At 63.9% G+C, this 14,025-nt stretch carries 14 protein-coding genes; 4 read left to right on the top strand and 10 right to left on the bottom strand.

Annotated elements, in window-relative coordinates; all coding sequences use genetic code 11:
* Window positions 1-8 precede the first annotated feature (8 nt).
* Window positions 9-905: a LysR family transcriptional regulator gene (locus AC07P1_RS00750; protein ID WP_494694048.1), complete on the bottom strand. Its 897-nt coding sequence runs from the start codon at window positions 903-905 to the stop codon at window positions 9-11.
* 82 nt (window positions 906-987) lie between these two features.
* On the opposite strand from AC07P1_RS00750, the gene AC07P1_RS00745 reads away from it, so the two are divergent.
* On the top strand, window positions 988-1,773 hold the full coding sequence (locus tag AC07P1_RS00745; protein WP_494694047.1) for a sulfite exporter TauE/SafE family protein: 786 nt from the start codon (window positions 988-990) through the stop codon (window positions 1,771-1,773).
* A 15-nt stretch (window positions 1,774-1,788) separates the two neighbouring features.
* On the opposite strand, the gene arfB is transcribed toward AC07P1_RS00745, so the two are convergent.
* Complete coding sequence (arfB, locus tag AC07P1_RS00740) at window positions 1,789-2,169, bottom strand: alternative ribosome rescue aminoacyl-tRNA hydrolase ArfB (RefSeq protein ID WP_494694046.1); 381 nt, start codon at window positions 2,167-2,169, stop codon at window positions 1,789-1,791.
* Between the two features lie 162 nt (window positions 2,170-2,331).
* Here arfB and AC07P1_RS00735 point away from each other — a divergent pair, with 162 nt between their 5' ends.
* Window positions 2,332-2,850 carry a chemotaxis protein CheW gene (locus tag AC07P1_RS00735; protein ID WP_494694045.1) on the top strand — a complete coding sequence of 173 codons (519 nt, stop codon included), beginning with the start codon at window positions 2,332-2,334 and terminating at the stop codon, window positions 2,848-2,850.
* 22 nt (window positions 2,851-2,872) lie between these two features.
* Here the strand turns inward: AC07P1_RS00735 and AC07P1_RS00730 are convergent, their stop codons facing one another.
* From AC07P1_RS00730 to AC07P1_RS00715, 4 genes are read right to left on the bottom strand one after another with little or no spacing between them, the layout of a single operon-like run.
* Window positions 2,873-4,873 (bottom strand): ATP-binding cassette domain-containing protein, encoded by a 2,001-nt coding sequence (locus AC07P1_RS00730; RefSeq protein ID WP_494694044.1) that lies wholly within the window; start codon window positions 4,871-4,873, stop codon window positions 2,873-2,875.
* Between the two features lie 25 nt (window positions 4,874-4,898).
* On the bottom strand, window positions 4,899-5,786 hold the full coding sequence (gene prmB, locus AC07P1_RS00725) for a 50S ribosomal protein L3 N(5)-glutamine methyltransferase (protein WP_363504059.1): 888 nt from the start codon (window positions 5,784-5,786) through the stop codon (window positions 4,899-4,901).
* 60 nt (window positions 5,787-5,846) lie between these two features.
* The gene (gene dapE / locus AC07P1_RS00720; RefSeq protein ID WP_363504057.1) at window positions 5,847-6,980 is read right to left on the bottom strand and encodes a succinyl-diaminopimelate desuccinylase; all 1,134 of its coding nucleotides are present in this window, start codon (window positions 6,978-6,980) and stop codon (window positions 5,847-5,849) included.
* A gap of 8 nt (window positions 6,981-6,988) precedes the next feature.
* Window positions 6,989-7,342, bottom strand: a complete 354-nt coding sequence (locus AC07P1_RS00715) for an ArsC family reductase (protein WP_315214850.1) — start codon at window positions 7,340-7,342, stop codon at window positions 6,989-6,991.
* 189 nt (window positions 7,343-7,531) lie between these two features.
* Between AC07P1_RS00715 and AC07P1_RS00710 the strand changes: the two genes are divergently transcribed.
* A complete protein-coding gene (locus AC07P1_RS00710) occupies window positions 7,532-7,705 on the top strand; it encodes a hypothetical protein (RefSeq protein ID WP_363504056.1) in 174 nt (57 codons plus the stop codon).
* A gap of 14 nt (window positions 7,706-7,719) precedes the next feature.
* Here AC07P1_RS00710 and AC07P1_RS00705 read toward each other — a convergent pair whose 3' ends face one another.
* The 3 genes from AC07P1_RS00705 to dapC form a co-directional block, all read right to left on the bottom strand.
* Window positions 7,720-8,862 carry a PilT/PilU family type 4a pilus ATPase gene (locus AC07P1_RS00705; RefSeq protein ID WP_494694043.1) on the bottom strand — a complete coding sequence of 381 codons (1,143 nt, stop codon included), beginning with the start codon at window positions 8,860-8,862 and terminating at the stop codon, window positions 7,720-7,722.
* Between the two features lie 63 nt (window positions 8,863-8,925).
* Window positions 8,926-9,753: a 2,3,4,5-tetrahydropyridine-2,6-dicarboxylate N-succinyltransferase gene (dapD, locus tag AC07P1_RS00700; protein ID WP_315214858.1), complete on the bottom strand. Its 828-nt coding sequence runs from the start codon at window positions 9,751-9,753 to the stop codon at window positions 8,926-8,928.
* A gap of 22 nt (window positions 9,754-9,775) precedes the next feature.
* Complete coding sequence (gene dapC / locus AC07P1_RS00695; protein WP_494694784.1) at window positions 9,776-10,990, bottom strand: succinyldiaminopimelate transaminase; 1,215 nt, start codon at window positions 10,988-10,990, stop codon at window positions 9,776-9,778.
* 180 nt (window positions 10,991-11,170) lie between these two features.
* On the opposite strand from dapC, the gene AC07P1_RS00690 reads away from it, so the two are divergent.
* Window positions 11,171-13,012 (top strand): DUF4153 domain-containing protein, encoded by a 1,842-nt coding sequence (locus tag AC07P1_RS00690; RefSeq protein WP_494694042.1) that lies wholly within the window; start codon window positions 11,171-11,173, stop codon window positions 13,010-13,012.
* Window positions 13,013-13,038: 26 nt separating this feature from the next.
* On the opposite strand, the gene AC07P1_RS00685 is transcribed toward AC07P1_RS00690, so the two are convergent.
* Window positions 13,039-14,013, bottom strand: coding sequence for a dipeptidase (locus AC07P1_RS00685; protein WP_494694041.1), 975 nt, complete (start codon window positions 14,011-14,013; stop codon window positions 13,039-13,041).
* Window positions 14,014-14,025 lie beyond the last annotated feature (12 nt).

Here is a 14,025-nt window from a genome sequence, read left to right as displayed (position 1 = left end):
CGCGACCCTCAGCCCCGCCGCAACGCCCCAACCAACTCGCGCACATGAAGGGGCAAGGCCGCATGATCGCGCACGCAGATTAACAGCTTACGATCGGCCCAATCGTCATTCAACGCCACCACCCTCAGCGCCTCCAAGTCCGCGCTACGCCGCGCCGCCGTCTCCGGCAATATCGCCACGCCGGCGCCGCTGGCGACCATGCGGCAGATCGCCTCGAAGCTGCGCAACCTGATCTTGCAATGCATCTGACGCCCCAGCCGCGACGCCTGCTCGGCCGCGTACTGCTGCAAAGCGCTGTCGCCCGCCAAACCGATGAAGTCCTGGTCCAGCGCATCGGCAAACGGCACGCCGCGCCGTTTGCCGATGCGCTGTGCCAGCGGATGTTTGCGCGCCATCACCAGAACCAATGGATCGTCGCGAAACGGCAAGGTTTGCAGCGCCGCGCTGTCCACCGCATCGGTGACGATACCGATATCGGCGGCGCCGTCGGTGACTGCCCGCACGATGTCGCGGCTAAGCCGTTCCTCCAGATCGATGCTCAGTTGCGGGTGGCCGGCCAGGAAACCGGCCAGCGCCTCTGGCAGGAATTCGGTCATCGCCGAGGTGTTGCAGAGCAGTCGCACCTGCCTTTTCAGGCCGGAGCCGAATTGGGCCAGGTCCGCGCGCATGTCGTCGAGCTGGCGGGCGATGGCGCGGGCGTGATGGAGCAGCGCGCGTCCCGCCTCGGTGGGCTCGGCGCCGCGCCGTCCGCGCTCCAGCAGCGCGAGGTTCAAGCCTTCCTCCATGCCGTGTATGCGGGCGCTGGCCGAGGGCAGCGACAGGTGCGCCAGCTTGGCGCCTGCGGTGATGCTGCCGCTTTCGGCGATATGGACGAATAATTTGAGGTCGATCAGGTCGAAGCGCATGGTTCAGCCTACGGATAATGTGAAGTCAGGCTAAGTATATTCCACATTCCCAGGCAAGCCCCCGGAGTGCAGAATAGCCCCCATGAATACATCGACACTTTTTATCGCATTGGTTTTTGTGCTGGCCGGCCTGGTGAAAGGCGTCACGGGAATGGGCCTGCCGACGGTGGCGATGGCCTTGCTGACATTGACCCTGCCACCGTTGGAAGCGGCGGCGCTGCTGATCGTGCCTTCGGCTGTGACGAATGTGTGGCAGCTGGCCAAGGGACCGGCGCTGTACCCGCTCTGGCTGCGCCTGCGGACCTTGCTGGCGGCCGTCTGCGTGGGTACGGCGGCGGGAGGATGGCTGCTGCCGTCGCCGCCGCCGCAGGACGATTTCATCACTTCCGGCGCGGCGGGCATGTCCGGCGGCGCCTGGGCCTCGGTGGTGCTCGGACTGGCGCTGGCGGCCTACGGCGCGCTGGGTTTGAGCGGCTGGCGCGGACGTGTGGCGCCGCGCACCGAGCCGTGGGCCGGGCCGCTGGCCGGCGCCGCCACGGGCGTGCTGGCCGGAATAACGGGAGTGTTCGTCATGCCGGTGGCTCCGTATCTGCAAGCGCTCAACCTGGAGAAGGACGATCTGGTGCAGGCGCTGGGACTGGCCTTCACCGTCTCGACCTTGGCGCTGGCCGTGGTGTTGACCTGCCGGGGAAACTGGCAGGTGTCGGCCGCCGGCGGATCGGTGCTGGCGCTGCTGCCCGCCGGCGCGGGCATGATGCTGGGGCAGTGGCTGCGCGACCGCATGCCGGCGGCGGTATTTCGTCGATGCTTTTTTGTCAGCCTGCTGGCGCTGGGCGCGCATCAGTGCCTGCGCGTCGCCATAGGGTGACGCCACAGGATGACGCTACAGGGTGATTTTGCCGCGCAGCTGTTTGCGCTCGCCGTCCTTGGTTTTTCCATCCAGCCTGCGGCGCTGCGAGCCGCGCGTCGGCTTGGTGGCGCGCCGCACGGTGGGCAGCACGGCGATGCTGTCGACCAGTTCCTGAAGGCGCCGCAGGGCGTCCTCCTTGTTGGCCTCCTGGCTGCGCGACTGCTGCGCCTTCAATACCACCACGCCGTCCTTGGTGATGCGGCTGTCGCGCATGGCCAGCAGGCGCTCCTTGATATGCTCGGGCAGCGAGGAGGCTACGATATTAAAACGCAGGTGCACCGCGCTGGAGACCTTGTTGACGTTTTGTCCCCCCGGTCCCTGCGCGCGGATCGCACTGAGCTCCACGTCATTCATATCTATTAAGTTCGTCATTGGGTTGGTCGCGCTCTTTGTCGCATTGTAGCAAACGGCTGTCGGCCGCCGGGCTAACGTTGATGCCAATCAATCCCGCACCAGAAGCGCGCGGTTAGGATGATTCATGCCTGTTACCGCACGTCAATAGACGAAAGGATGATCATGATTCTCTCGAAGATGCAAGCCCTGAATGCCAACGCCGCCGCGCGTCCGACCGACACCGGAGCGCAGCAGTATCTCGTGTTCCGGCTCGGCGGCCTGGATTACGCGCTGGACTTCAGCAAGGTGCAGGAACTGCGTCCGCTGAAGGAGCTGGAACGCTTCGCCTCGGACGGCGAGATTATCAGCGGGGTGGCGGTGTCGCGGGGCGTGATCATGCCGATCGTCGACATGCGCATCGCCTTCGGTCCGCGTCCGCCGGCGCACGACCCGCTGACGGATGTGATCATCCTCAAGCTGTCGACCTGCGTGATGGGAATGGTGGTCGATGGCGTGACCGATATCGTCTCGCTGACGCTCGACGAGCTGCTGCCGATACCCGGCGCGGGCGCCGGGACCGCACCGCCGGTGGATTACCTGCTGGGCCTCGGAGAGGTCGACGGTCGCCGCCTGATCGTGGTCGACATCGACAGGCTGATGTCGATCCGCAAAGTGCCGGTCGGCGCCCGCCAAGCCGCCTGAGCGCCCGCGCGGGCGGGATTGATCAGGCCAGCGCTTCGAGCTGCTCCTGCAGTTCCAGCCATTCCGCTTCCAGCTGGCCGAGGTCCTTGGTGAAGAAGCTTTGATCGGCCAGCAGCTGTTTCAGCTTGGCCTTGTTGGCCGCTTCATAGATCGAAGACTCGCCCAACTGGGCATCCACATCCGCTTTCTGCGCGCTGCGTTTGGCGATTTGATCGTCCAGGCGCTTGATCTTTTGCTCCAGCGGCTTGCGCAGCGCGGCCAGGCGCTGACGGTCTTCGGCCTGCTGGCGCTTCTGGTCCTTGCTGGCCGCCGGCGCGGCTGCCGCCGTTGGCGCGGCGACCGGCGAGACCACCGGGAAGTCCGTCTTGTTGGCCTTGCCGGCGGCGGGCAGCACGTCGGTGCCTTTCCCCAGCTTGGTCTTGAACAGCCAATCCTTGTAGTCGTCCAAATCGCCGTCGAACGGTTGCAGCTTGCCGTCGGCGACGATGATGAATTCGTCGGTGGTGGCGCGCAGCAGGTGGCGATCGTGGGAGACGACAACCAGCGTGCCTTCGAACTGCGCCAGCGCTTCGGTCAGCGCCTCGCGGGTTTCCAGATCCAGGTGGTTGGTCGGTTCATCGAGCAGCAGCAGGTTGGGGCGCTGCCACACGATCAGCGCCAGCGCCAGGCGGGCCTTCTCGCCGCCGGAGAACGGCGCGATCGAGCTGGTGACCATGGTGCCCGGGAAGTTGAAGCCGCCCAGGAAGTTGCGCAGTTCCTGTTCGCGCACGGTCGGGGCGATCTTCGCCAGGTGCCACAGCGGCGATTCGTCGTGGCGCAGCATCTCCACCTGGTGCTGGGCGAAGTAGCCGATGTTCAGGCCCTTGCCGATGGTGGCGTCGCCGGTCAGCGGCGCCAGCTCTCCGGCGATGGTCTTGATCAGTGTCGATTTACCGGCGCCGTTCACGCCCAGCAGGCCGATGCGCTGGCCGATCTGCAGCGAGAACTTGATGTTGTTGACGATGGTCTTGTGCGTGATCTCGCCGGTCTGTTCGTTCTCGATCTTGTAGCCGGCGTCCACATCCTCCATGACCAGCAGCGGATTCGGAGCGCTCAGCGGCTCGCGGAATTCGAACGAGAATTCGGCGGCGGCGCGCAGCGGCGCCAGTTCTTCCATCTTGGCCAGCGCCTTCATGCGGCTTTGCGCCTGGCGGGCCTTGGAGGCCTGCGCCTTGAAGCGGTTGACGAACGATTCCAGGTGGGCGCGTTTGCGTTGCTGCTTTTCCAGCGCGCCGGCGGCCAGGATCATTTGCGCCGCGCGCTGACGCTCGAACGACGAGTAGTTGCCCGAATAGCGTTTCAGTTTGCGTTCGTCGATGTGCACCACCACGTTGACCACTTCGTCTAGGAAGTCGCGATCGTGGGAGATGATCAGCAGGGTGCCGGCGTAGCGTTTGAGCCAGTCTTCCAGCCAGATGATCGCGTCCAGGTCCAGGTGGTTGGTCGGTTCATCGAGCAGCAGCAGGTCGGAAGGGCACATCAGCGCCTGCGCCAGATTGAGGCGCATGCGCCAGCCGCCGGAGAAGCTGGCCACCGGCTGTTGCATCTGGTCGAGCGTGAAGCCCAGGCCGAGCAAGAGCTGTTCGCCGCGCGACTGCACGGTGTAGGCGTCGGCGTCGGCCAGCGCGCTGTAGATTTCGCCGATGGCGATGCCGTTTTCCGACGATTCGGGTTCCGACTCCAGGCGTGCCAGTTCCGCTTCCAGCTTGCGCAGGGTGACGTCGCCGTCGATGGCGTAATCGAGCGCCGCGCGGTCCAGCGGCGGCGTTTCCTGCGCCACGTAAGCGACGCGCCATTTGGCCGGGAAGTCGATTTCGCCCTGGTCCGGGTGCAGCTCGCCGCGCATCATCGCGAACAGGCTCGATTTGCCGGCGCCATTGGCGCCGATCAGGCCGATCTTGTCGCCCGGGTTCAGTGTGACATCGACTTGTTCCAACAGCGGCTTGGTGCCGCGCATCAGACTTACTTGTATAAAGCGGATCATTGGTTCTTGTACTTTAAAGAGGGTGTTACAGCTTCAGCTGGTCGGCGGTCAGCAGGAAGACCATGTCGTCGCCGGCGCTGGTGGTAAGCCACGTCAGGCCCAGCGCGCCGAAGGCGGCTTCGGCGAATTCGCGTTCGTTGCCGATTTCGACGATCAGGATGCCGTCGTCGGTCAGGCGCTCGGCGGCGCCGGCCACGATCTTGCGCACCAGGTCCATGCCGTCGCTGCCGCCGTCGAGGGCGATTTGCGGTTCGGCTAGGTATTCCTTCGGCAGCTTGGACATCGAGCCCGAATTGACGTACGGCGGATTGGTGATAATCAGGTCGTACTTCTTGTCCGGCACATTGGCGTACAGGTCGGACTGGATCAGGGTCAATCGGTCTTCCAGCTTGTAGGTGGCGACGTTTTTCTTCGCCACTTCCAGCGCGTCGGCCGAAATGTCGACCGCGTCGACGTGGGCGTCGGGGAAGGCGTCGGCCAGCATGATGGCCAGGCAGCCGGAGCCCGTGCACAGTTCCAGGATGTTGGCGATGTTATCGGGCTGGTTGACCCACGGCGCGAAGTAGTCGGGGATCAGTTCGGCGATGAAGGAGCGCGGCACGATGGTGCGCTCGTCGACGTAGAAGCTGTAGGTGCCCAGCCACGCCTCGTTGGTGATGTAGGCGGCCGGCACGCGGTCGACGGTGCGGCGGTCGATCACCGCCAGCACGGACGCGACTTCCTCCGGCAGCAGGCGCGCGTCCAGGAACGGCTCCAGCTTGTCCAGCGGGAGTTTGAGCGTGTGCAGGATCAGGTAGGCCGCTTCGTCGAAGGCCTCGACGCTGCCGTGGCCGAAAAACAGCTGGGCGGTGTTGAAGCGGGTGACGGCGTAGCGCAACAGGTCGCGCGGCGTGGTGAAAGGAGTCGTGTTCATGGTTATCTCGGTAAAACGGCAATCGGTTCGCGCACGCCGCGCGGGCAGCCGGCCCGTCAATCAGGCCAGCAGGTTTTCCAGTGTACGGCGATAGATATTCTTCAGCGGATCGACAAAACGCAGCTCGATATGCTCGTCGATCTTGTGGATACTTGCGTTGGGAGGCCCGAATTCTATCACTTGGGGGCAGATCTGAGCGATAAAGCGTCCGTCCGAGGTGCCGCCGGTGGTCGACAGTTCGGTGTCCACGCCGGTTTCGGACTTGATCGCCGCCGACAACGCGTCGCTCAGGGTGCCGCGCGGGGTCAGGAACGGCAGGCCGCTCAGCGCCCATTTCAGGTCGTAGTGCAGATCGTGCTTGTCGAGGATCGCGTGCACGCGGCGTTTCAGTTCCTCGTGGGTGCTGGCGGTCGAGAAGCGGAAGTTGAAGTCGATGACCATTTCGCCGGGGATGACATTGTTCGCGCCCGTGCCGCCGTTGATGTTGGACATTTGCCAGGACGTCGGCAGATAGTATTCGTTACCGGTGTCCCAAACCTCGGCCACCAGTTCGGCCAGCGCCGGCGCGGCCAGGTGGATCGGGTTCTTGGCCAGCTGCGGGTAGGCGATGTGGCCCTGTACGCCCTTGATGGTCAATTTGCCCGACAGCGAGCCGCGGCGGCCGTTCTTGATCACGTCGCCCAGGGTTTCATCGGAGGTCGGCTCGCCGACGATGCAGTAGTCCAGCGTCTCGCCGCGTTCCTTGAGCATGTTGCAGACGATGACGGTGCCGTCGGTGGCCGGGCCTTCCTCGTCGCTGGTGATCAGGAAGGCGATCGAGCCTTTGTGGTCGGCGTGGGCGGCGATGAACTCCTCGCAGGCGACGACGAAGGCGGCGATCGAGGTTTTCATGTCCGCCGCGCCGCGTCCATACAGCTTGCCGTCGCGGTGGGTCGGGGTGAAGGGCTGCGAGCGCCATTGCTCGACCGGACCTGTCGGCACCACGTCGGTGTGGCCGGCGAACACCAGCAGCGGCGCGGTCGTGCCCTTGCGCGCCCACAGATTGGTCACGCCATTCGATTCGATCACTTCGCAGACAAAGCCCAGCGGCGACAGCAAGTCGATCAGGTGCTGCTGGCAGCCTTTATCGTCCGGGGTGACAGAGGAGAGGGCGATCAGTTTTTCGGTCAGCGCCAGGGTCTTGGAAGGTGTCATGGTGAAGGTCAGAGATTGAAAATTTGTTTGTACTGGGCGTCGGAGAAGCTGACGGCGAAGGTGCCGTCCTTGTCGAGCACCGGGCGCTTGATCACGGAGGGGTTCTCAAGCATCAGCGCGATGGCCGATTCGTCATCGACGATGGAGGCCTTGCGCTCGTCGGACAGGGCGCGCCAGGTCGTGCCTTTTTTATTCACCAGCACATCGCGCGACAGGTGTTTGAGCCAGCCGGCGACGATTTCGCGGGTCAGTCCCTGCTTTTTGAAGTCGTGGAAGGTGAATTCCTGCTGCTGGTCGGCCAGCCATACGCGGGCTTTTTTGACGGTGTCGCAGTTGGGGATGCCGTAAAGGGTGGTTTTCATGTGCGTGCGGTGTCGGGCGAAAGGCCGACAGAATACCATGGGCCGCAGGCGGAGGGTACGGCCGGGCGTCACGCGGGGGCGGCGCTGGTATAACAATTTGATATTGCTACTTATCGAATTGGCATTGGTGGTCAGCCGATCCGCTGCCTAATATGGATCGGTTGTCGTACAACTATCAGGAGCCGTGGGATGGAATTGCCGAACAAGCCGACCAAAGAACAGATCCGTCAGTATATGAGCGAGCGTTTGACGCAACAGTGCTCGCCGCCGTCGACCGGGGATATCCGCCGGCAGCTTGGTTGGGGTTTGGTGCCGTCCACCGAGGAAGATCGTCCGCCGTCCGACCCGCAGCCACGCCGCTGACCGGAGTATCCTGTTCAGGTGTTGAGCGTGAACTCGGTGAAGGACGCCTCGTCGGGAGGCGGCTTGGCCTCCGGTTCGGCCTTGGTGGTCTTGCTGTCAGGGCCATTATTCAGTAGCCACAGCAGGTTGGTGGCCGAATCGGCGTTCGCCAGCGCCTCCTCCTGGCTAATCAAACCATCCTGCACCAGCTTGAGCAAGGCCAGCTCGAACGACTGCGAGCCAGGCGACAGGCTTTTCTCCATTGCTTCCTTGATCTGGCCGATGTCGCCTTTTTCGATCAGGTCGGAGATGTAGCGGGTATTGACCATCACTTCCACCGCCGCCGTGCGCGTGCCGCCGTTGATCGAGCGGACCAGCCGCTGCGAGACGATCGCCTTGACCGTCGACGACAGGTCCTGCAGCAGCGCCGCGCGGTTCTCGATCGGGTAGAAACTGATAATACGATTTAGCGCGTTATAGCTGTTGTTGGCGTGCAGGGTGGCCAGCACCAGGTGGCCCGACTGCGCGTAGGCCAGCGCCGCCGCCATGGTCTCCTTGTCGCGGATCTCGCCGATCAGGATGCAGTCCGGCGCCTGGCGCATCGAATTGCGCAGCGCCGTGGCGAAATCCTTGGCGTCGCTGCCGATCTCGCGCTGGTTGACGATCGACTTTTTATTCTTGAACAGGTACTCGATCGGGTCTTCCAGGGTCAGGATGTGGCCCGAGCGCAGTTCGTTGCGGTAGTCCAGCATCGAGGCGATGGTGGTCGATTTGCCGGAGCCGGTCGAGCCGACCAGCAGCAGCAGGCCGCGTTTTTCCATGATCAGGTCCGACAGCACCGGTGGCAGTCCCAAATCGGCCAGCACGGGGATGGAGGCGGGGACGAAGCGGAACACGGCGGAGATGGTGCCGCGCTGCTTGAAGGCCGACAGGCGGAAGCGGCCCAGGTTCGCCACCGACACGCCCATATTGAGCTCATTGGTGGCGGCCAGTTCTTCCATCTGCGCCGGGGAGGCGATTTCGGCCAGCATGGACTCGATGTTGCCCGGTTCGAGCTTCTGCTGGTTGATGGGAATGAGGTTGCCGTTGATTTTGATGTGCACCGGCGAATTCACCGCGAAGAACATGTCCGACGCGTTTTTTTCCTTCATCAGCTGGAACAGGCGGTCCATGGCCATGATGCGCTCCTCAAAATCACAGGCGGGCGGGTGTCGGCATGCCGGCACCCGCCGGGGACGCGTTTAGATACCGCGCAGCAGTTCGTTGATGCCGGTCTTGGCGCGGGTCTTGGCGTCCACGCGCTTGACGATGACGGCGCAGTACAGCGAGTACTTGCCGTCTTCCGATGGCAGGTTGCCCGAGACGACCACCGAACCGGCAGGCACGCGGCCGTAGGTCACTTCGCCGGTGGCGCGGTCGTAGATCTTGGTCGATTGGCCGATGTACACGCCCATCGAGATCACCGAGTTTTCTTCGACGATCACGCCTTCGACGATCTCCGAACGGGCGCCGATGAAGCAGTTGTCTTCGATGATGGTCGGATTGGCCTGCATCGGTTCCAGCACGCCGCCGATGCCGACGCCGCCGGACAGGTGGACGTTCTTGCCGATCTGCGCGCACGAACCGACGGTGGCCCAGGTGTCGACCATCGCGCCTTCATCGACGTAGGCGCCGATGTTGACGTAGGAAGGCATCAGCACCACGTTCTTGGCGATGAAGGAGCCACGGCGCGCGACGGCCGGCGGCACCACGCGGAAGCCGCCCTTGGCGAAATCTTCAGGCGTGTAGTTGGCGAATTTGGTCGGGACCTTGTCGTAGAACTGCATGGTGCCGTCGGACGGCATGACGACGTTGTTCTCCAGGCGGAAGGACAGCAGCACGGCTTTCTTGACCCACTGGTTGACGACCCAGTCGCCGCTGGTTTTTTCAGCCACGCGGATGGTGCCCGCGTCCAGGCCCGCGATCACGTGCGAGACGGCGTCGCGCAGTTCGGCGGCGCCGTTGGCCGGGTTGATGTTGGCGCGGTCTTCCCATGCCTGGTCGATGATTTGCTGGAGTTGTTGGGTCATGATTTGCTCAATTATGTGTTAATTATTTGTTGATGGACTTGCAGAATTGGACGATGCGCCGGGCGGCTTCCAGACCTTCCTCCGTCTCGGCGACGAGCGCCATGCGGATGCGGTTGCGGCCCGGATTGGCGCCGTGGGCGTCGCGCGCCAGATAGCTGCCCGGCAGTACCGTGACATTATATTCGGCGTACAGGCGCTGCGCGAATTCGGTGTCCGACAGGCCGGTGCGGCTGACGTCCGCCCACAGGTAGAAGCCGGCGTCCGGCAGTTCCACCGTCAGCACCTCTTGCAGCAGCGGCGTGATGGCGTTGAATTTCGCGCGGTATTTTTCGCGGTTCTGTTCGACGTGGGTTTCGTCGTTCCAGGCCGCGATCGAGGCAGCTTGCACGGAAGGGCTCATGGCTCCGCCGTGATAGGTGCGGTACAACAGGAATTTTTTCAGTACCTCGGCGTCGCCGGCCACAAAGCCCGAGCGCATGCCCGGCACGTTGGAGCGCTTCGACAGGCTGCTGAACACCACCAGGCGCGCGTACGGCTTCTCGACGGTCGACAGGCCGAGCGTGTGGGCCGCTTCCAGCGCGCCCAGGGGCGCCTGATCGCCGTGGAAGATCTCGGAGTAGCACTCGTCGGCGGCGATGATGAAGTTATAGCGCTCGGACAGGGCGAACAGGTTCTCCCAGTCGGTCAGGGTGAGCACGGCGCCGGTCGGATTGCCCGGGGAGCACAGGAACAGCAGCGAGACGCGTTCCCAGACCGAGGTCGGGATGCTGTCGTAGTCGCAGCCGAAATTGCGGTCCGGGTCGGAGTTGACGAAGTACGGCTCGGCGCCGGCCAGATAGGCGGCGCCTTCGTAGATCTGGTAAAACGGGTTGGGACACACCACCAGCGATTTGGCCGCCGGATCGATCACCGTCTGGGCCAGCGCGAACAGCGCCTCGCGCGAGCCGTTCACCGGCAGCACCTGCGTGGCAGGATTGAGGGCCGGCAGGCCGTAGCGGCGCTCCAGCCAGCCGGCGATGGCGCCACGCAGCGCGTCCGAGCCGATGGTGGTCGGGTAGTTGGCCAGGCCATCGATATTGTCGATCAGCGCATGCTGGATGAATGCCGGCGTAGGATGTTTGGGTTCGCCCATGCCAAGGCTGATCGCCTTTTGGCTTGGGCTGGCGCTCACCTGCGCGAACAACTGGCGCAGCTTTTCGAACGGATAGGGTTGCAGCTTTTCGAGATGTGGATTCACGTGGCGGACCGGATGCGGATCGTTGAAAAAGGAACGGCGTAGGTCAGGCATTATAGCGCCTATGGCGCATAGGGGGCATTCGCCGTCTGGACGCTTTGTCATGAATGCTAAACCGCTAACATGGCGCGTTTGATAATCATGCGATACTCGGCGCATATTTGGTAAGTTAGAGGATGAATCATGGAGCTATCGGCGGTGGAGCGGGACGAGATGGCGCTGGGCACGGGCGTCAGCCGGCGGGTGATGGCCGCGAGGCTGATCACGGGATTGCTGCAGGGCGTGTTGCTGTATTGGCTATACCGCGCCGGCAAGGACGGCGTGTGGCCGGCCACGGCCCCGTATTTGGTGGTGCCGTTGATGATGCTGGCGCTGTTCCTGCCTGTGCTGCTGGTGTCCAGCATCGGCCATATGTCCGCCCGCAAGACTGCCGCTTGGCTAGCGACGGCGTCCCTGGTCATTCTGGCGATGGCGCTGCATGACGCCTGGCGGGGCCACCATGGCTACCCGATGTTCGATAACTGGGCGGAGCGGCGTGTTTACTCGCCATCGCAGATACTGGCGCTGTGCAGCGCTCCGTTCTTCTTCATCGCCCAGTCCCTGGTGCTGTCGGGCGTCCATGACCGACGCCGGGTGGCCGGTTACGGCACCTATTTCGAAATCGCGTGGAAGCTCGGGGTGCAGCTGCTGTTTTCGGCGTTCTTCGTCGGCGCGCTGTTCATGGTGCTGTTCATGGGGAGCGCGTTGTTCAAGCTGATCAAGTTGACCTTCCTGGAGGAGCTGCTCAGGCAAGCATGGTTCAATGTGCCGGTGGTCTTCACCGCTTTTTCCTGCGCCATGCATATCACCGACGTGCGGCCGGCCATCGTGCGCGGCATCCGCACGCTGTTGCTGGTGCTGATGTCGTGGATCTTGCCGGTGGCGGCGATCATCGTCACCGGATTCCTGTGCAGCCTGCCGTTCACCGGCCTGCAGGCGCTGTGGGAGACCCGCCACGCCACCTCCGTGCTGCTGTCGGCGGTGGTGGTGCTGGTGGTGTTGATCAACGCGGCGTTTCAGAACGGTGAAGCGGTGGCCGGCGTCCAGACGATTGTGCGACTGAGTACCCGCGCCGCCTGCATCCTGATTTTCCCGCTGACCGCGATCGGCATCTACGCGCTCGGGCTGCGGGTGGCGCAGTACGGCTGGACCACCGATCGCATCATCGCGGCGGCCTGCCTGTTGGTGGCCAGCTGCTACGCGGTCGGCTACGCGTGGGCGGCGTATCAATACGACACCTGGCTGCGTCCCCTGGCTCCGGTCAACGTCACCGCCGCCTTTCTGGTGATCGCGGTGATGCTGGCGCTGTTTACGCCGATCGCCGACCCGGCGCGCATCTCGGTGAATAGCCAGATGGCGCGGCTGGAAAGCGGCAAGACCGCTCCCGGCCAGTTCGATTTCCGCTATCTGCGGTTCGAGGGAGGGCGTTATGGCAAGGCGGCCCTGGAACGGCTCAAGCACTGGTCCTCCGGCTCCGACGCGGCAATGGTGCGCCGGGAGGCCGCCCTTGCACTGGCGCTGGCGGACAACCAGCGCTGGGCAGGGAACAAGCTAGCCGCGGTGCCGATCTTGGTCGAGGAAAATGTCACCGCCTGGCCTGCGGGCGCCAAGCTGCCGGCCAGTTTTGTGTCGCAGAAGTGGGAGGCGGTCACCGACGACAGCAAACCCAATTGCCTGAACAGTAAAAAGGGCCGGTGCGACGGCTTCGTGATCGACATGACCGGCGATGGTGTCGACGATGTGCTTCTGATCGACGTCGGTAGCGGCGATAACGCGTTGATGGCTCAGGGGCCCAATGGCAGCTGGGGCTCGATCGGTTCCATCAACTACCAATATTCGCGCTGCAAGCCTATGCTTGAAAAGCTTAAAAGCGGCGACTTCAGCGTGGTCGCGCCCAACTTGCGGGAATTGGAGGTCGGCGGTCAGCGTGTCGGATTGGTTATGCGTCCCGTTCCGCCGGACGCCGGCTGCAAGGCGATCAAGTAGCGCGGCGGGCTAGCCGCCGCGCGAAATCATAATTCCGGCGGGTGCCACACCTGTTGCGCCACCCGCATCATGTTGCGCCCCATGACCAGCGCCGTCTCCTGGTCGCTCATGCCGACTTTGCGCAGGGCGGCGGCCAGTTCGCGCCAGACTTCCGGCGGCGTGAAGGCCGGCGGTTTGTCGGCGCGGTAGCCGGCCGACGCCGGCCACCAGTGGCCCGGGTCGAAATCGCCCGGCGGCGTGTCGTCCAGGCCTGGCTGCTGGAAGCAGATATCCAGACCGATGCCGACGTGCTGCACGCCTGCCAGGTCCGCGATATAGGCGACGTGCCGGGCGACGTCGTCCGCGCCCGGCTTGTCGACGCCGACGAACCACGACAAACCCGATACGCAGACCACGCCGTTGGTGTCGGCGCAGGCGCGGATTTGTTCGTCGGTGACGTTGCGTCCATGTGGAACCAGGGCGTAGGCGTTGGTATGGCTGAAGATCACCGGCTTGGACGACGCGGCCATGATATCGAGGCTGCACATGCGGCCCGTGTGCGAACAGTCCATCAGGATGCCGGCGTCGTTGATGGCGGCCACCATGCTGTGTCCAAGCGGCGTCAGGCCGCGCGGCAGGTCGTGGCAGCCGTCGGCCACGCTGTTGTTGCGGTTGTAGGCCAGGTGGATCTGGCGCACGCCCAGCTGCGCATAGAGGGCCACCATCTCCGGCTGGTCCAGCAGCGGCATGGCGCCTTCCAGGTCGAAGGTGATGGCCATGCGGCCATCGGCGGCGGCCTTGATGATGTCGTCCACGCTGGAGACCAGCGTATAGCGTTCGGGTTCGGCGGCGATGGTGGCGCGGTAGCCGGCGATCACCGACATGACCTGCGACACCGGATTCATATCGGCGCCCACGTTCAGCGAGACGTAGTTCACGCCGGCGGCGTGCAGCTTGCGCACGGGCGTGAAGTCGGCGTGCGGGTGCTGCGGAAGGCAAACGTGGGCGTCCCAGTTGATCATGGTGTTTTCTTT

Source organism: Duganella sp. GW821-FHT07F09, assembly GCF_059418705.1.
This window is presented reverse-complemented; position numbering and strand designations above follow the sequence as displayed.